Below are 16,204 nucleotides of genomic sequence, written 5' to 3' on the forward strand. Positions count from 1 at the left end.
GCCTCCTTAGCGTGCCCAGCGGGCCGCCCGGTCCCCCGTCGCCCTCACCACATCGAGGCGAACCCCGGCCCCGCACCCCGAAGGACCCACACCGCATGATCGACAAGCGCCTGCTCGTCTCGGCAGCGACCCTCAGCATCGCCGCCCTCGCCCTGACCGGCTGCTCGGCGAGCGCCGACGCCGACAGCGCAGGAGGCGCGGCGAACGGCACCGACGCCGCCACCGCCACCAGCGCCGAGGCCTTCGGAGGCATGGACGCCCTCGTCAGCGCCGCCCAGGCCGAGGGCGAGCTCAACGTCATCGCCCTGCCCGACACCTGGGCGAACTACGGGAAGATCATCGACGGGTTCGAGAAGAAGTACGACATCACCGTCAACTCGGACAGCCCCGACATCTCGAGCGCCGAGGAGATCACCGCCGCCCAGAACCTGAAGGGGCAGGACACCGCCCCCGACGTCTTCGACCTCGGCTCGGCCGTGACGCTCGACAACCTCGACCAGTTCGCGCCGTACAAGGTGTCGACCTGGGACGACATCGCCGACGACCACAAGGACGCCGACGGCAAGTGGGTCTACGACTACACCGGCCTGATGTCGGTCGGCTACGACGCCGACGCCGTGCCCGCCCCCGAGAGCCTGGACGACCTGCTCGGCGGCGACTACAAGGGCAAGGTCGCGATCAACGGCGACCCGACCCAGGCCGGTGCCGCCGCCGCGGCCGTCGAGTGGGCCGCGCTGCAGTCCGGCGGCAGCGCCGACGACGTCAGCACGGGCGTGGACTACTTCTCGAAGCTGGCCGACGCGGGCAACTTCCTGCCCACCGACCCGACCCCGGCGACCATCGCCTCGGGCGAGACCCCGGTCGTCTTCGACTGGAGCTACAACAACCTGGCCGCCGCGGCCGACGCCGGCGGACGCGACTGGAAGACGGCCGTGCTGCCCGGCACCGCCCTCGGCAGCTACTACAACCAGGCGATCAACGTCGACGCGCCGCACCCCGCCGCGGCCCGCCTGTGGCAGGAGTACGTCATGAGCGACGACGCGCAGAACCTGTACCTCGCGGCCGGCGCCTACCCCGTGCGCCTCGCGGCGATGACCGAGGCCGGCACCGTCGACCAGGACGCCCTCGAGAAGGTCGGCGAGCAGCCCGCCGACACCGTGCAGTTCACGGCCGAGCAGACCGAGGCCGCCTCGAAGGTCCTGGCCGACACCTGGGCCACGGCGATCGGCTGATGGTGACGACGTCGACCCGCGCGGCGGACACGACCGCCGACGTGCGGTCGGCACACGAGGGGGACGGCGGCGACCCGTCGACCCGCGCCTCCTCGTCCTCCGCCGGCGTCGGCCCCTCGCGGGGTCGGCGCCGTCCGGCGGCGTGGTGGGGGCTGACCCCGTTCGCCGTCTGGGTGCTCCTCTTCCTGATCGTGCCGTGCCTGCTCGCGCTCGGAACGGGCTTCGTCGACGGTGACGGCGCCCCCACGCTCGACAACCTCGCGGCGCTCGGCGACCCGCTGATCGTGCGGGCCTTCGCCAGCTCGGCGGCCGTCTCGGCCGTCACGGCGGTGGCCGGGGCCGTCGTCGGAGCCGTCGTCTGCTGGGGCCTCACCTCGCTCCGCCCCGACGGAGCCGTCCGCAGCGCGATCGACGCCGCATCGAGCGTGCTCGCCCAGTTCGGCGGCGTCATGCTGGCGTTCGCGTTCATCGCGACGATCGGCATCCAGGGCGTCGTCACGCGGCTGCTGATCGACGTCGCCGGCGTCGACCTCTACGCCGACGGGGTCTGGTTCTACCAGGTGCCCGGGCTGCTGCTGCCCTACCTGTACTTCCAGGTGCCCCTCATGGTGATCACGTTCATGCCCGCCGTCAGCGGCCTCCGCCCGCAGTGGAGCGAGGCCGTCGCCACGCTCGGCGGCACCCGGTGGCAGCACCTCGTCCGCGTGGTCGTCCCGGTGCTCGCCCCGGCGTTCGTCGGCAGCCTGCTGCTGCTCTTCGCCAACGCCTTCTCGTCGTACGCGACCGCCGCCGCACTGATCAGCCAGGGCGCGCAGATCGTGCCGCTGCAGATCCGCGCCGCCCTGATCAGCGAGACCGTGCTCGGCCGCGAGAACGTCGCCGGCGCGCTCGCGCTCGGCATGGTCGTCGTCATGGCCGTGCTGATGACCGGCTACTCGCTGCTGCAGCGCCGCACCGAGCGGTGGCAGCGATGAGCGCCCGGACGACCAGCGCTCCGCGGACGACGAGCGCTCCGCGGTCGACGAGCGCAGGAGGCGCGGGCACGGTCGCGCGCCGCACCGCCCTGGTCGTCGTGGGAGCCCTCTTCGCGGTGCCGATCGCGGCGATGGTCGCGTTCTCGCTGCGCAGCGCCGACGGCACGGGCCACGACCTGAACCACTGGCTGGCGATCGTCGACCCCGAGAACGAGCGGATGTACCGCAACCTCGTCGAGGGAGTCACGAACTCGCTGCTGCTCGCCGTCGTCGCGGCACTGCTCGTGCTCGTGCTGCTGGTGCCGGCCATGGTGCTCGTGCACCTGCGCTACCCGCGCCTCGTGCGGCCGCTCGAGTTCGTCTGCCTCGTGCCGATCACGGTGCCGGCGATCGTGCTCGTGGTCGGCCTCGCACCGGTCTACTCGGTCGTCTCGCGGGTGGTCGGCTCGGGCGCCTGGACGCTCGCGCTCGCGTACGGCGTCACGGTGCTGCCCTACGCCTACCGGGCGGTGCAGTCCGACCTGGCGGCCACCGACCTCCGCACGCTGACCGAGGCCGCGCGCACGCTCGGCTCGAGCTGGCCGCGCACGATGGCCCTCGTGGTCGTGCCGAGCCTGCGCCGGGGCCTGCTCGCGGCGGCGTTCATCACCGTGGCCGTCGTGCTCGGAGAGTTCACCATCGCCTCGCTGCTCAACCGCGTGAACCTGCAGACCGCCCTGGTGCAGGTGTCGCGTTCCGACCCCTACGCCGCCGTGATCCTCGCTCTGATCTCGCTGGCCTTCGCCTTCGTGCTGCTGCTCGTGATCGGCCGGGTCGGAGCCCTCGGGGCCGCCCGTCCGATCCCCACCCGAAAGGCCCTCTCGTGACCGCCACGCTCCCCCGCCCCTCCGTCACGAGTCCGACCGTCGCCGGTGCGGGTGCCGCCGTGGCGTTCCACGACGTCACGAAGCAGTTCGCCGGGCACCGGGCCCTGACCGGGCTCGACCTCGAGCTGCAGCCCGGCGAGCTCGTCGCCGTGCTGGGCCCGTCGGGCTGCGGCAAGACCACCGCACTGCGCAGCCTCGCCGGGCTCGAGGACGTCACGGGCGGCCGCATCACGATCGACGGCCGCGACGTGGTCGGCGTCCCGACGCACCGTCGCGACGTCGGCATGGTGTTCCAGGCGTACTCGCTGTTCCCCCACCTGACCGTGCGGCAGAACGTCGAGTTCGGGCTGCGCATGCGTCGCGTCGACAAGGCCGCCCGGGCCGCCCGGGCGGGCGAGATGCTCGACCTGGTCGGGCTCGGCGACCTCGGCGAGCGCTACGCGCACCAGCTCTCGGGCGGCCAGCAGCAGCGCGTCGCCCTGGCCCGGGCGTTGGTCACGCGACCGCGGGTGCTGCTGCTCGACGAGCCGCTCAGCGCCCTCGACGCGAAGGTGCGGGTGCAACTGCGGGACGAGATCCGCCGCATCCAGCGCGAGCTGTCGATCACGACCCTGTTCGTCACCCACGACCAGGAGGAGGCCCTGGCCGTGGCCGACCGCGTCGCCGTCATGCGCGCCGGGTCGATCGAGCAGGTGGGCACCCCGGAAGAGCTCTACTCGGCCCCCGCGACGGCGTTCGTCGCCGAGTTCGTCGGGACGAGCAACCGGGTGTCCGGCGAGGTCATCGGCGCTCTCGTGCGACTCGCGGGCTGCCCCGAGGTGCCGGTCGTGGGCACGCCGGCCGAGGGACCGGTCTGGGCCTACGTGCGCCCCGAGGACGTGTCGTTCGTCGAGCAGGGCGGACTCGCGGGCGTCGTCGAGTCGGTGTCGTTCCTGGGGGCCGTGTGCCGCACCCGCGTGCGCGTGGACCGCGAGACCCTGCTGGTGCTCGACCACCGGGCCGACGAACGACGCGAGCCGGGGTCGTCGGTGCGCGTCTCGTTCACGCCCGCCCGCGTGGCCGTGACGACCCGCGCCTCCTGACGCGATCAGCCGGGCGACGGAGGCGACACGCCCGACCCCGCCGCTAGCCTCGGGGGATGCCCTCGGTGACCGACCCCGACGACGTGCCCCGCGCCTCCTCGGTGTGGCAGGCCGAGATCGTCACCACCCGGCGACCGCGGCTGCTCGTCGCCGGACGGTGGATCGTCTCGGTCCTCGCCGCGTTCTTCTTCGGCTCGTTCGACGGCGAGTGGCCGGGCTTCGACGTCGTGGTGCGCGAGCGCTCGACCGGTCGCGAGATCCACCGGCTGGCTCCTCAGGGCCTCACCGGCGCCGACGAGTCGAAGCTCGACATCGAGGCGGACCTCGACCGGCTCACCTGTGACGGGTACCGCGCCGAGTGGAAGCTCGACTGACCCACATCTGATACTTCAGGCGGATGCGAGCCATCACCGCGAGGGATGACCAGGAGGCGCGGGTCGTCTTGACTGGGCACATGACTTCCGCTGCGCCCGCCGTCGACTCCCCACCCATCCCCGGCACCCGCTGGAGGTTCGTCGACTCGCTGCGCGGCTTCGCGCTGTTCGGCATCCTGCTGGTCAACACGCTCGACATCACCCGCCTCGGCATCGACCTGGCGATCGAGTCCGCTCGCCCGGTCGACGACCCGGTGCGCGATCTGCTGACCGTCACGGTGCAGACCCGGTTCGTGCCGATTTTCGTGTTCCTCTTCGGCATGAGCCTGTGGTTCGTGCTCGCCGGCGCCCGGTCGCGCTCGCCCCGCCCCGGGCTCGTCATGGTGCGCCGCCTGGTCGGGCTCGTCGCGATCGGCGGGCTGCTCATGTTCGTCTACCCCGGCAACGTGCTCCTCGAGTACGGCGTCGTCGGCCTCGTCATGCTGCCGATCGTCGTCTTCGCACCGCGCTGGGCGACCCTGGCCCTCGGTGCCGCACTGACCGTCGCGGCCTACGCCCTGACCGGTGGCGGTCTGGCCTCGACCCCCGGCCTCATGCTGCTCGGTGCGGGCGCCGCGGCCTACGGCCTGCCCCGCGTGCTCGAGTCGGCCGGGCGCGGCGTCGCCCTGGTCTTCGCCGGGGCCGCGGTGCTCACGGTGCCGGCCCTGCTGTGGCAGGCCACGGCCCCGGGCGACCCGCGTTTCTCGACGCCGGGCAGCATCGCCGGGCTGGTCATGGCCGTCGCCTACGCCACCGCTCTCGCGCTGCTCTGGCGCACCCCCGCCCGCCGTGCCATCGCGGCCGTGTTCGAGCCGCTCGGGCGCATGGCGCTGACCAACTACGTCGTCGCGGCGATCGTCGTGGCCGGCCTCGCGCTCGTGGTCGACTTCGGGCACATGGCCAGCGTCGTGCCGGGGCTGGCCATCAGCGTCGCCCTGATCGCCGTGCAGTCCGTGCTCAGTCGCCTCTGGCTCGCCCGGTTCGTCTACGGACCGGTCGAGTGGTCCTGGCGGAGCGTCACCTGGTGGCGGCCGGCCGCGCTGGTGCGCCGGGCGTCCTGACCGACGCGACGCGCGCCTCCTCGGGTCGGCGGTCGAGCGGTCGCGCGGTCGAGCGGTCGAGCGGTCGCGAATCGTCCTTCACGCGCCCCCGAACCACGATTCGGGACCACTCGGCCACCGAGACGACTAGCGGAGGCTCCACGAGGCGCGCACGACGGTGTCGAGAGCACTCGAGAGGTCGGTGCACCACCAGCGACGCCCGGGGGCTGCGACGAGGGTGAGCTCGTAGCCCGCCTCCGTCTGGGCGACCGTTCCGAGGACCACGAGGGCACCTCGCTCCGACCGGCGCACGTCGACGACGCGCCACCGGCCGCGCCCGACCACGTCGAGCCTCAGGTCGAGCGCGCTCGCCAGGGGGCCCCGCCCGGGCCAGGTCGTCCCCGACCGGCCACTGCCACCCTCGATGAGCATCGTCGCCTCTCTCGCGGCCCGCCCCGATGCGGTCCGACGAGGTGCACGCTAGACACGCGACCTGACAACGCGCGGGGTTGACGCCGAGAACATCGCGTGCTTCCCGTCCCCCGGCGCGTACCCCGTCCCGTACCCCGTCCTTTCGTGGGCGACCCGGCACGAGCCCGGACGCACGGCCCCCCGCCTGTCAGGGTGGAGCGATGCCGTCCCCCACCCCGTCGTCCGACGCCGCGTCCCTCGAGGCCCTGCGCGCCTCCGTCCTGTCGACCCGAGGAGGCGCGGTGGACGACAGCATCCCCCAGCTCGCCGAGGCCGACCCGGAGCTGTTCGGGGTGGCCGTGGTGCGGCCCACCGGCGAGGTGGTCGCGGCCGGCGACTCGGGTCACGCGTTCTCGATCCAGTCGGCGGTCAAGCCGTTCCTCTTCGCGCTCGCCCTCGCCGACACCGGCGGAGCGGCGCTCGACGCGGTCGGCATCGAGCCGACCGGCGAGGCGTTCGACGCGATCAAGCTCGAGGGCGGCACCGGGCGACCGCCGAACCCGATGGTCAACGCCGGAGCCCTGCTCACGGCCAACCTGGTCGACGGCGACACCTGCGACGAGCGCACGGCGCGCATCCTGGCGGGTCTCGGAGGCTTCGCGGGGCGCGAGCTCGACTACGACCGCGAGGTCAGCGAGTCCGAACAGCTGCACGGCGACCGCAACCACGCGCTGGCGCACCTGATGCGGTCGGAGGGCACGCTCGACCGCTCGGCCGACGACGCGGTCGCGCTCTACGCCCGGGCCTGCTCGGTGCTCGTCGACACCGAGGCCCTGGCCGTCATGGGCGCGACGCTCGCGTTCGGCGGCCGCAACCCGGTGACGGGCGTGCAGGTCGTCGACGCCCGCGTCGCCCGCGACGTGGTGTCGGTCATGGCGACCTGCGGCGTCTACGACGGGTCGGGCCGTTGGATGCGTGGCGTCGGGGTGCCGGCGAAGTCGAGCGTCTCGGGCGCGATCGTCCTGTCGGCGCCGAACAGGCTCGGGGCGGCCGTGTTCAGCCCGCCGATCGACGAACAGGGGACGAGCGTTCGTGGTGCCGAGCTGAGCCGCCGGTTGAGCGAGGAACACGACCTGCACTCGTTCGGCTTCCGCGGCTGACACGGTCGAGGCCCCCGGTGGGCATCCTGGGAACAGGAGCCGACCGGGGGCCTCGACGGGTACGAGCCCGGGCTCAGGCCTGGACGTCTCCGCGCCAGGCGCCGTCGACGTTGCCCTCGCGCTCGATGAACTCCTTGAAGTTCTTGAGGTCCTTCTTGATGGCGTGGTTGTCCGCGCCGAGCGTGTTGCCGATCTTCTCGAGGAAGCCCTCGGGGGTCCAGTCGATCTGCACCGTGAGGCGCGTCACGTCGTCGCTCAGCTTGTGGAACGTGATGACGCCGGCGTGGTCGACCTCGCCGCCCGTGCTGTTCCAGGCGACGCGCTCGTCGGGGTGCTGCTCGGTGATCTCGGCTTCGAAGGTCTTCTCGACCGGCCCGACCTTGACCTTCCACACCGTGAGGGTGGGCGTGGTCTGGGTGATCGACTCGACCTCGTCGAGGAACTTCGGGAACTCCTCGAACTGGGTCCACTGGTTGTAGGCGACGCTGACGGGAACGTTGACGTCGATGGTCTCGATGGCCTGTGCCATTGTGCACTCCTTGCTGACGGTGTTCAGGAATCGTGGGCGGCGCCGAGTCGGCGTCGTGCCCTGCGGTGAACGGTAGGAGGCGCGGGTCGGCTTCGCCCACGTGCGGAGGCAACGGTCAGGTGACGGGTGACGCCGCCCACCGCGGGACCGCACAGTACTCGCGTGCCGGCCGCGGAGGGGTGGAGCGGTCCAGCGGTGGTGTCGCCGGAACGGGACCACCCCGCCACGACGGATCGTGACGGGGTGGTCGGGGTCGACGGCGTGGCTGGGCTCGACCGCGTGGTCGGGGTCGACGGCGTAAGCGCCGAGAGGGTCAGCTCGCCGTGTCGCGGGCCGGTGATGCGTCGATCGCGTCGACGGTCTCGTGCGCCTGGCCCGAGACGACCTCGATCTTGCGCGGCTTCGCCCTCTCGCTGACCGGGATGACGAGTGACAACACGCCGTTGTCGTAGTGGGCCGTGATGCGACTCGAGTCGATGCCCTCACCCACGCTGAACTGGCGGAGGTACGAGCCGTGCGGCCGCTCTTGCGCGAGCCACTTGACGCCGTCGCGGGTGTCGGGAGTGCGGTTGGCCCGGATGGTCAGCAACTGACCGTCGACGTCGACGTCGACCGACCCCGGATCGATGCCCGGCATGTCGGCGTTGAGCACGTAGCGGTCGCCGTCGCGGTAGAGGTCGACCGGCATGACCCTGGGCCCCTGTCGCATGCCCGTGAGGGCGCCGGTGAGACGGTCGAGCTCGGTGAAAGGATCGAAAGACATGGCCATGATGAAGAGTCCCCTTTCGGTTGATCGGTGTGACCCGGGACCAGGTGGCCCCGGCTCGTTGACGACACGAATGTACCTCTGACCAGCGTTTCGTACCTCAAACGCAGCTTGAACGCTGCCGAGAGATCACTGAGGACGCTGCGCCTGCCGGCGGGCGGCCAGTTGGGCGTCGATCTCCTCGATGCGGGCCAGGTTGCGCAGCAACCGGAGGAAGTCGGCTGCGGCTGCTTCGACGTCGTCGTAGGTGCGGACGCTCTGTTCCTCGACGAGACCTCGCTCGTCGAGGAAGTAGGTGCTCCACACCTCGTCCCGTCGAGCGAGGACGAGCGCGAAGGGCTTCCCCGTCGTCGCGTCCCCGATGACGGCGTTCAGGTGGCCGAGTCCGCCGGCGTCGACCTGGGTTCGGAGGGCGGCCAGGGTGCGCGCGACCATCGTCATGACGGTTCTCCTGATCGGCGGCGTCGGTCTCGGAGTTCGTCCTGGATCTCGAGCTTGCGATGCTGGGACCTCAGGCGGTCGAGGAAGTCGGCCACGGCCGAGACCTCGTCGGGGAACGCATGCAGGCTCCGTTTCTCCACGGCCGCTCGTTCGTCGATGTAGAAAGTGCTCCACACACCGTCTCGTCGCGCCACGGCGAGACAGTCCGGGCGCCTGAGGTACACGTCACCGAGAGCGACACGGACGCGGACCAAGCCCTCCGCCTCCATCTGCGCAGGCAGCGACTCGAGGTCGGTCATCGACGCACGTTCGACGCGCTCGAGGTCGCGCTCCCGTTGCAGGTCGCGGAGGAGCTTCTTCAGCCGGAGCAGGACGAGGAAGTCCTCCAGGGCCTCGGACTCGCTCGGGTAGGTCCGCACGCTCCCGTCGACGACAGCCGCGCGCTCGTCGGCGGAGAAGGTCACCCAGGCATCGTCGCGTCTTGTGACGACGAGGCAGTCCGTCCTGTTCGCGTGGTCACCGTCGATGACGTGTCCCAGGTCGTGGAGTCCCTCTGCCGCCATGACGGCGTGCACCGACTCGATCGTGGCCATGTCATGCCCTCCCCGGTCGGTCGTCTTGTGACGCGCGCCACGTCTCGTGGGCGAGCCTGTTCTTCTCCCTGATGCGCGACATGAGTGCGTCCTCGTCAGCCCTCAGCCTCATGAGACGCAGGAAGTCGTCCAGAGCGTCGGAGAGTTCCTCGTACGTGCGAACGCTGGTCTTCTCGACACCGGCACGTTCGTTGGTCGAGAACGAGGTCCAAACGCCGTCTCGTCGGGTCAGGACCAGGGCGTCCGCCGAACTGGCGTGATCGTCTCCGATCACGTAGGCGAACCTGTCGAGCCCTTCGGCCTCGATCGTGGCGAGCGTGGCCTCGAGCGTCGTCATGCCCTGGGCCCCTCGGCGGTCGTCGCCGCATGGGGTGAGTCACCCTTGTGCCGGCGCTCCGTGAAGGCGAGTTCGTTCTCTTCGCGGACGCCCCATTCCTTGTGACCTCGACGAAAAGGCCGATGTTCGAGAGTTCCTGCACGCTGGTGGGAAGCAGGATCTGCACCCCACCCCCCGATTGACCGACAGCGGGGGCAATGGGTCCGCGCATCATGTGCCTGTCGCCCCAGGTGAGTTCAGCCTGGATCATTGCGGGGTCGAAGCGTTCGCGAACCGAGCTGCCCGTCACTTCGTCAGAGGATCTTGCTGGCGATGAGGCGTCCGAGATAGGTGACGTCGAACGACCCCCGGAACTCGAATCGGACCTTGCCCAGACCGCTGAACCACAACTCGAGTTCGGCGTCGAGGTCCAGCGTTCCTGCCGTCTCGACAGAGAAGGCCTGCACCTTCGAGTAAGGAAGAGAGCTGAAGTCCCGCTTCTTGCCGGTGATGCCCTGGACATTGACCGCGATGATGCGCTTGTCCGTAAAGACGACGAAATCTCGGACCGTCTTGGCGGCGACGAGCAAGGCCTCCCCCTCGAGCAGCAGCCCTGCGATCTGCGGCTGGATCTCGGCGGGGTCGATGTGGCTCAGTTTGAAAACTGAGCTTGAGGAAAAGTCAATCATGCGGCGACCCTACCGAAGTAGGTGCCGAAGCCACAGTCGGAGCGAGTGACGGGAATCGAACCCGCGCTATCAGCTTGGGAAGCTGAAGTTCTACCATTGAACTACACTCGCGCGGCGCCTCGAGGGCGCGTCAGACCACTATAGCGGCCCGCGCCTCCGGTGCTCCCTGTGCCCTGCCGAGCGTGTGGCACCGCCGGACGGACGTCGCACCGCCGAAGTCGACGGTGCGACGTTCAGCAGGCGGTACGACTCCACGCAGCACCGCCAGGAGGCGCGCTCAGGCCCCGGTCGCGACCGAGACGATGCGCAGGTCGACCGAGGCCGGCGGAACGGGCTCCCCGCTCACCCGGTCGAGCAACGCCTGGGCGACCGCACGGGCCACGAGCGGCCCGGAGCCGCTCTCGTCGACCGCGATGTCGAGGGTGATGCGGGTCTCGAGGTCGGCCACGGCGATGCCGACGAGCGGCACGGGTCGCCCGGGGGCGGCGGCCTCGGCGGAGGCCGGGTCGGCGCGCTCGGCGTCGGGGACGTCGGACGCCGCCGACGCACCCGCCTCGGCCGCGACCGAGTCGTCGCTCTGCACGGTGGAGCCCACGACCCCTCCGCCCCCCACGACGGTGCTCAGCCCCTGCAGGGCCGACCGCACGACGCTGCCGAAGCCGGGCCGTGCCCGGACGTGCACGACGCCGTCGACCGATGCGGCGATCTCGCCGAGCTCCGCGGCGAGCAGGGACAGGTCGGCCGGGCTGATGGGGGCCCGCAGGCCGTCCTCGTCGCTCATGCCGCGCCTCCTTCGCTCTGCAGGTGGACGTCGTCCACGACGACGTCCACGCTCTCGAGGGTCAGTTCGGTCTGACGGGAGAGGCTCGACGACACGGCCGCCTTCACCGCCTCGGCGAGGGCCGGCAGGGGTTCGCCGAACAGGCCGCTGACGACGACCTCGACCCGGACGAGGGCCCCGGGCACGCTGACGTCCCCGTGGATCGTGCACGAGATGACCATGGCGCCCTCGACGCCGTCGCCGGCCTCGCGGATGAGTGCCCGCACGGCACCCTCGGTGATGTGCAGGGTGGAACGCTCGTCGATCGAGGCGAGCGGGATCTGCCGTCCGGCCCGCGACTCGAGGCGCACGCGGTCCATCACGCCCGAGATCCAGCTCGGGTCGGGGGCGGGGGTCGCTGCGGCGTCGGACTCGAGCAGTCGAGCCCCCATCGCCCGCAGGCGCTCGAGGGCCGCGAGCTGGGCCCGGGCCTCGGGCGACTCCTCGATCTCGGGGTCGTACGGCTGCCGACCGGCGTCGAGGTAGTCGACGAGGCGTTCGGGCGAGACGCCGTCGTCGGCACCCTCGACGGGCTCGTCGGACTCCGGGTCGGCCTCGACGGGCCCGTCGGGCGCCGGTTCGACCTCGACGGGAGCGCCCGCCTCGACGGGAGCGCCCGCCTCGACGGGAGCGCCCGCCTCGACGGGAACGCCCAGGTCGACGGGAACGTCGGGCGGGGTCGGGTCTTCGTGGGCATGGTCGGTGCCGTGGGGACGGTCACTCATCGCCAGGCCTCCATCTCGCGGGTCAGGGTCTCTCGGGCCCGGGCGAGCTGCCCCCGGACCGCGGTCACGGTGGTGCCGGTCCGTTCGGCGATCTCGGTGTACGACTCGCCGCCGACCTCGCGCAGCGCCCACACCTGCCGCTGGCTGGCCGGCAGTCGCGCGAGCGCCGCACGCAGCGCCTCCATGGCGTCGTTCGACGACGCCAGGCGTTCCGGATCGGTCGTCGGCGTCGCCGAGGCCAGCTCGAGGTCGTCGACGTCGTCGGTGAGTCGTCGCGACCGGATCAGGTCGAAGGCCTTGCGCGACACGATGCGCATCATCCAGCCCTTGGCCGCGGCGGGCGTCTGCAGCGTGGGCAGTTCACGCCAGATCGTGATGGACGCCTCTTGCACCGCGTCGGTCGCGTCGGCCCGGGAGCCGGTCAGCCGGGTGGCGTACGCCGTCATCAGCCCGAGGTGCCTCCGCAGCAGGACCTCGAAGGCCCGCTCGTCGCCCTCGGCGGCGCGCGACGCGAGCACCGCGTCGGAGGCCTCGGCCAGGTCTGCCGCCATGTCCGCCCCCTTCTGCTGCTGCGTCCGCCCGGTCTCCCCGGGACGAGGAGGCGCGAGTCGCGACCCGTGGATGAGTACCGACGCATTCCGTGACGTTCGGGCCCCGGAACGCGTCTCATTCCTGGATACACCGGAACCACCTGAACCGGTACCGGTTCTCCGGCGCGTCGGTGTCCACCCTCGGCACCCCCCATCGGGTAGGACCGAAGGGTGGCATCGACATTGCCCGCATCGAACACCTCGAACGACGAGAAGGAGTCACCCATGGCACCCGCCGACACGGCCCCCCGCAGCACCGTCCCGAGCACCACGGTCCCGAGCGGCACGGTCCCGAGCAGCACGGTCCCGAGCACGACCACCACGCCGGGCAAGACGGTCGTGGCCGACGGCGTCGTCGCCAAGGTCGCCGGCATCGCCGCCCGCGAGGTGCCCGGCGTCTTCGCCCTCGGCGGCGGCACCGCTCGCGCGTTCGGCGCCCTGCGCGACGTCATCGGCACGACCGACCTCGGTCAGGGCGTGCGCGTCGAGGTGGGCGAGACCCAGGTCGCCGCCGACGTCACGATCGTCGTCGAGTACCCGGCCCCCATGCACACGGTCGCCGAGCAGGTGCGCGCCGCCGTGGCCCGGACGATCGAGCAGCTCGTGGGCATGGAGGTCGCCGAGGTGAACGTCGCGATCAACGACGTCCACATCCCCGGTGACGACGACGCCGACGACGACTCCACCCGCGAGAGCCGCGTCTCGTGACCGCCACCACCACGGGCATGGCCGTCGGCGCCGTGCTCGCTATCTCGGCCCTCGCCTTCGGCTTCTGGGGCCTCGTCCTCGTCGCGGTCTTCATCGCGGTCGGGGCGCTCGTCGGACGCGTCGTCTCGGGTGAGACCGACGTGAAGGGCCTGCTCGACGCCCTGCGCGGACGGCGTTCGTCGTCATGACCGCTGCCGCCACCGCCTCCTCCCCCGCCGTCGAGCGCACGCCTGCGGACTCCGCCGACGTCCGCGGCACGGGTACCGTCGTCGCCGGGCACGTCAGCATCCCCGGCAAGGTGCTGCAGAAGGTGGCCACGGCCGTCGTCGCCGAGACCCTGCGCGTCCGTCGGGCCGACGTCCGCGTCGAGGCGGCGGACGATGCCGGGCACCTCGCCCTGCGCGTCTCGACGCCGGTGCGCGTACCGATGCTCTCCGAGGCCATGACGATGCCCGAGGGCGGGGTCGTCGCCGTCGTGCGCGACCTGCAGTCCACCCTGACCCGCCGGGTCTCCGACCTCGCGGGGCGGACCGTGTCCCGCGTCGACGTGACGGTCAGCGGCAGCCGCCTCGAGCGGACGGGGCACACCTCGTGAGCGAGATCGACCCCGGCCTGTACCGCCGCGTCCTGCGGCGTGAGCTGCACTCCTCCCGCTCGGGCAGCACCATCGTCGTGCTCGTCCTGCTGACGCTCGTCGTCGGGTACGTCGGCGTCGAGGCCGTCTACGCCGCACTCGGGCGACCGGCTCTGCTCTTCTCGCCGGTCGACGTCCTCGCGACGCTGACCTCGTCCGTCGACGGCGGCGGCACCTCGGGCCTCGTGCTCGGCGCGGGTGTCGTCGCAGCGCTCGTCGGTCTCGTCCTCGTCGCCCTCGCCATAACGGCCGGCCGTCGCGGACGCCACACCATCGACGACGCCCGCGTGGCGGTCGTGGTCGACGACCGCGTCATCGCCTCGTCGCTCGCCCGGACCGCCCGCACGTCGGGTCGCCTGTCCGAGCAGCAGGTCTCGGCCTGGGTCTCGAGACGACGGGCGCAGATCGACCTCACGCCGTCCTCGGGCCTCGCGGTCGACGACGCCGCGGTCGATGCCGCGGCCCGTGCCGAGCTCGAGTCCGTCGCCTACCGCCCGGCCCTGTCGGCCCGGGTCCGCACCACCGATCAGGGACGGCTCGGCGCATGACCTCCAGCAATCGGTTCGCGAACCGCCTCTTCCTGTTCGTCGTCGGGCTCGTCACCCTGGCCGTGGGCGTGTTCCTCGTGGTCGTCGCCCTGCCCGGCGGCGGTGCGCTGCGCGACCTGCTGTCGCCCGCGTCGTCGGCCGTCGACGACGCGGTGGCGACGACGCCGATCGACCCGACCGGCGGGACGGGCGGCAGCTGGCTGCCGCTGGCCCTCGCCCTGCTCTGCCTGCTGCTGGTGATCGTCTTCGTCGTCGCGATCTTCGCCCACGGGCACGGTCGCACCGACAGCGTCGTCGTCCACGACGACCCGGCCGGCTCGATCGCCGTGTCGAGCTCGTTCGCCGACACCGCCATCACCGACGCACTTCGCGACCGACGCGACGTGGCCTCGGTCGGCGTCTCGGCGTGGACGGTCACGGGCCGACCGGCCCTCAAGGTGCGCGTGCGCCTGACGGCGGGGTCGTCCCCGGCCCCCGTGGTCGCGGCGGCGTCCGACGTCGCCCGCGGACTCGACCGCGTGCTGGGCGAGACCGTGCCCGTGCTCGTCGAGATCACCGGAGCCTCGGCGGTGCGCAAGGGGTCCGACAGCCGCGTGGCCTGACGACCCGCGCCTCCTCGGCTCTGCGACCCGCACCTCCTCGGTTCGGCTCGGCCTCAGCGGACGGCGAGCAGGATCTTGCCGCTGTGCCCGCCGGACTCCATGCGCTTGTGGGCCGTGGCGACGAACTCGAGCGGGTAGACGCTGTCGAGCACCGGTCGCACCGATCCGGCCTCGACCAGCGGCCAGACGTGCTCGCGCACCTCGGCCATGATGGCGCGACGTTCGTCGAGCGGGCGGGCGCGCAGCGTGGTCGCCCAGACCCGTCCGCGCTTCGCCATCAGGCGCGACAGGTCGATCGTGGCCGACGCACCGCCCTGCACCGCGATCACCATGACGCGGCCGTTCACGGCGAGCGCCTCGACGTCGCGGGCGATGTAGTCGCCGCCGACCAGGTCGAGCACGACGTCGACGCCGCGGCCCTCGGTGAGCTCGTCGACGACCGCGACGAAGTCCTCGGTCTTGTAGTCGATGCCGCGGGTGGCGCCGAGCTGTTCGCAGAACGACGTCTTGTCGGCGGAACCGGCGGTGGCGTAGACGGTCGAGCCGAGCGCCACGGCCACCTGGATGGCGATCGAGCCGACGCCGCTGGCGCCGCCGTGCACGAGCAGGGTCTCACCCGGCTTCAGCCCGGCGCTCATGAACACGTTCGACCAGACGGTGGCGACGGCTTCGGGCAGGCCGGCCGCCTCGACGAGGTCGACGCCTCGGGGCAGGGGCAGCACGAGCCCCTCGTCGACCTGGACGCGGTCGGCGTAGCCACCGCCCGGCAGCAGGGCCACGACGTAGTCGCCGACGGCCGCGGCGGTGACGTGCTCGCCGGTCGCGACGACGGTGCCGCTGACCTCGAGCCCGGGCCAGGACGGTGCCCCGGCGGGCGACGGGTAGTGCCCCTCACGCTGGTTGACGTCGGCGCGGTTGACGCCCGCGGCGGCGACGTCGATCACGACCTCGCGCGGGCCGGGCACCGGCTCGGCCACCTCGGAGACGACGAGGGCGGAGGGCCCTCCGGGCACGGGGACGGTGATGGCACGCATGCTTCCATCCTCCCCCCGCGGCCCGGCACGC

23 protein-coding genes and 1 tRNA gene are annotated in these 16,204 nt (G+C 71.9%); 12 read left to right on the forward strand and 12 right to left on the reverse strand.

Annotation, left to right across the window (positions count from 1 at the left end; translation table 11 throughout):
• The first annotated feature begins 95 nt into the window (after nt 1–95).
• From SJY14_RS01130 to SJY14_RS01155, 6 genes are all read left to right on the forward strand, one after another.
• On the forward strand, nt 96–1,232 hold the full coding sequence (locus tag SJY14_RS01130; RefSeq protein WP_071255849.1) for an ABC transporter substrate-binding protein: 1,137 nt from the start codon (nt 96–98) through the stop codon (nt 1,230–1,232).
• On the forward strand, nt 1,232–2,206 hold the full coding sequence (locus SJY14_RS01135) for an ABC transporter permease (protein WP_396599546.1): 975 nt from the start codon (nt 1,232–1,234) through the stop codon (nt 2,204–2,206). Before SJY14_RS01130 ends, SJY14_RS01135 begins: the two co-directional genes overlap by 1 nt.
• Nucleotides 2,203–3,072, forward strand: coding sequence for an ABC transporter permease subunit (locus tag SJY14_RS01140; RefSeq protein WP_396599547.1), 870 nt, complete (start codon nt 2,203–2,205; stop codon nt 3,070–3,072). The genes SJY14_RS01135 and SJY14_RS01140 overlap by 4 nt, the downstream gene beginning before the upstream one ends.
• Nucleotides 3,069–4,154 carry an ABC transporter ATP-binding protein gene (locus SJY14_RS01145; protein ID WP_071255851.1) on the forward strand — a complete coding sequence of 362 codons (1,086 nt, stop codon included), beginning with the start codon at nt 3,069–3,071 and terminating at the stop codon, nt 4,152–4,154. The genes SJY14_RS01140 and SJY14_RS01145 overlap by 4 nt, the downstream gene beginning before the upstream one ends.
• A gap of 56 nt (nt 4,155–4,210) precedes the next feature.
• Nucleotides 4,211–4,528 carry a hypothetical protein gene (locus SJY14_RS01150; protein WP_396599548.1) on the forward strand — a complete coding sequence of 106 codons (318 nt, stop codon included), beginning with the start codon at nt 4,211–4,213 and terminating at the stop codon, nt 4,526–4,528.
• 80 nt (nt 4,529–4,608) lie between these two features.
• Entirely contained in the window at nt 4,609–5,628 is a 1,020-nt protein-coding gene (locus SJY14_RS01155; protein WP_396599549.1) for a DUF418 domain-containing protein, read from the forward strand.
• Nucleotides 5,629–5,754: 126 nt separating this feature from the next.
• Here SJY14_RS01155 and SJY14_RS01160 read toward each other — a convergent pair whose 3' ends face one another.
• The gene (locus tag SJY14_RS01160; RefSeq protein WP_071255853.1) at nt 5,755–6,039 is read right to left on the reverse strand and encodes a hypothetical protein; all 285 of its coding nucleotides are present in this window, start codon (nt 6,037–6,039) and stop codon (nt 5,755–5,757) included.
• 200 nt (nt 6,040–6,239) lie between these two features.
• Here SJY14_RS01160 and glsA point away from each other — a divergent pair, with 200 nt between their 5' ends.
• On the forward strand, nt 6,240–7,178 hold the full coding sequence (gene glsA, locus SJY14_RS01165; RefSeq protein WP_071255855.1) for a glutaminase A: 939 nt from the start codon (nt 6,240–6,242) through the stop codon (nt 7,176–7,178).
• 73 nt (nt 7,179–7,251) lie between these two features.
• On the opposite strand, the gene SJY14_RS01170 is transcribed toward glsA, so the two are convergent.
• From SJY14_RS01170 to SJY14_RS01215, 10 genes are all read right to left on the reverse strand, one after another.
• Nucleotides 7,252–7,707 (reverse strand): SRPBCC family protein, encoded by a 456-nt coding sequence (locus SJY14_RS01170; RefSeq protein ID WP_071255857.1) that lies wholly within the window; start codon nt 7,705–7,707, stop codon nt 7,252–7,254.
• Between the two features lie 313 nt (nt 7,708–8,020).
• Nucleotides 8,021–8,476 carry an Hsp20/alpha crystallin family protein gene (locus SJY14_RS01175; protein ID WP_071255858.1) on the reverse strand — a complete coding sequence of 152 codons (456 nt, stop codon included), beginning with the start codon at nt 8,474–8,476 and terminating at the stop codon, nt 8,021–8,023.
• Nucleotides 8,477–8,602: 126 nt separating this feature from the next.
• On the reverse strand, nt 8,603–8,914 hold the full coding sequence (locus SJY14_RS01180) for a hypothetical protein (protein WP_071255860.1): 312 nt from the start codon (nt 8,912–8,914) through the stop codon (nt 8,603–8,605).
• Nucleotides 8,911–9,507: a hypothetical protein gene (locus SJY14_RS01185; protein ID WP_071255861.1), complete on the reverse strand. Its 597-nt coding sequence runs from the start codon at nt 9,505–9,507 to the stop codon at nt 8,911–8,913. Before SJY14_RS01185 ends, SJY14_RS01180 begins: the two co-directional genes overlap by 4 nt.
• A gap of 1 nt (nt 9,508) precedes the next feature.
• Nucleotides 9,509–9,844 carry a hypothetical protein gene (locus SJY14_RS01190; protein WP_071255862.1) on the reverse strand — a complete coding sequence of 112 codons (336 nt, stop codon included), beginning with the start codon at nt 9,842–9,844 and terminating at the stop codon, nt 9,509–9,511.
• A 293-nt stretch (nt 9,845–10,137) separates the two neighbouring features.
• Complete coding sequence (locus tag SJY14_RS01195) at nt 10,138–10,512, reverse strand: PH domain-containing protein (RefSeq protein ID WP_054145075.1); 375 nt, start codon at nt 10,510–10,512, stop codon at nt 10,138–10,140.
• Nucleotides 10,513–10,552: 40 nt separating this feature from the next.
• A tRNA-Gly gene (locus SJY14_RS01200) sits at nt 10,553–10,623 on the reverse strand.
• A gap of 166 nt (nt 10,624–10,789) precedes the next feature.
• Nucleotides 10,790–11,293 carry a hypothetical protein gene (locus SJY14_RS01205; protein WP_055976126.1) on the reverse strand — a complete coding sequence of 168 codons (504 nt, stop codon included), beginning with the start codon at nt 11,291–11,293 and terminating at the stop codon, nt 10,790–10,792.
• Nucleotides 11,290–12,057, reverse strand: a complete 768-nt coding sequence (locus SJY14_RS01210; RefSeq protein WP_396599550.1) for an Asp23/Gls24 family envelope stress response protein — start codon at nt 12,055–12,057, stop codon at nt 11,290–11,292. The genes SJY14_RS01205 and SJY14_RS01210 overlap by 4 nt, the downstream gene beginning before the upstream one ends.
• Nucleotides 12,054–12,608, reverse strand: a complete 555-nt coding sequence (locus SJY14_RS01215) for an RNA polymerase sigma factor (protein WP_071255864.1) — start codon at nt 12,606–12,608, stop codon at nt 12,054–12,056. The genes SJY14_RS01210 and SJY14_RS01215 overlap by 4 nt, the downstream gene beginning before the upstream one ends.
• A 264-nt stretch (nt 12,609–12,872) precedes the next feature.
• On the opposite strand from SJY14_RS01215, the gene SJY14_RS01220 reads away from it, so the two are divergent.
• The 5 genes from SJY14_RS01220 to SJY14_RS01240 are packed head-to-tail and all read left to right on the forward strand — an operon-like array spanning nt 12,873 to nt 15,139.
• Nucleotides 12,873–13,355 carry an Asp23/Gls24 family envelope stress response protein gene (locus SJY14_RS01220; RefSeq protein WP_071255866.1) on the forward strand — a complete coding sequence of 161 codons (483 nt, stop codon included), beginning with the start codon at nt 12,873–12,875 and terminating at the stop codon, nt 13,353–13,355.
• A complete protein-coding gene (locus SJY14_RS01225; protein WP_071255867.1) occupies nt 13,352–13,543 on the forward strand; it encodes a DUF2273 domain-containing protein in 192 nt (63 codons plus the stop codon). Before SJY14_RS01220 ends, SJY14_RS01225 begins: the two co-directional genes overlap by 4 nt.
• The gene (locus SJY14_RS01230; protein ID WP_071255868.1) at nt 13,540–13,950 is read left to right on the forward strand and encodes a hypothetical protein; all 411 of its coding nucleotides are present in this window, start codon (nt 13,540–13,542) and stop codon (nt 13,948–13,950) included. The genes SJY14_RS01225 and SJY14_RS01230 overlap by 4 nt, the downstream gene beginning before the upstream one ends.
• The gene (locus SJY14_RS01235) at nt 13,947–14,537 is read left to right on the forward strand and encodes a hypothetical protein (RefSeq protein WP_083396305.1); all 591 of its coding nucleotides are present in this window, start codon (nt 13,947–13,949) and stop codon (nt 14,535–14,537) included. The genes SJY14_RS01230 and SJY14_RS01235 overlap by 4 nt, the downstream gene beginning before the upstream one ends.
• Complete coding sequence (locus tag SJY14_RS01240) at nt 14,534–15,139, forward strand: hypothetical protein (RefSeq protein WP_071255869.1); 606 nt, start codon at nt 14,534–14,536, stop codon at nt 15,137–15,139. The genes SJY14_RS01235 and SJY14_RS01240 overlap by 4 nt, the downstream gene beginning before the upstream one ends.
• A gap of 53 nt (nt 15,140–15,192) precedes the next feature.
• Here the strand turns inward: SJY14_RS01240 and SJY14_RS01245 are convergent, their stop codons facing one another.
• On the reverse strand, nt 15,193–16,173 hold the full coding sequence (locus SJY14_RS01245; RefSeq protein WP_071255870.1) for an NAD(P)H-quinone oxidoreductase: 981 nt from the start codon (nt 16,171–16,173) through the stop codon (nt 15,193–15,195).
• Nucleotides 16,174–16,204: the final 31 nt, after the last annotated feature.

Source organism: Frigoribacterium sp. R86507, assembly GCF_044597695.1.
GTDB lineage: Bacteria > Actinomycetota > Actinomycetes > Actinomycetales > Microbacteriaceae > Frigoribacterium.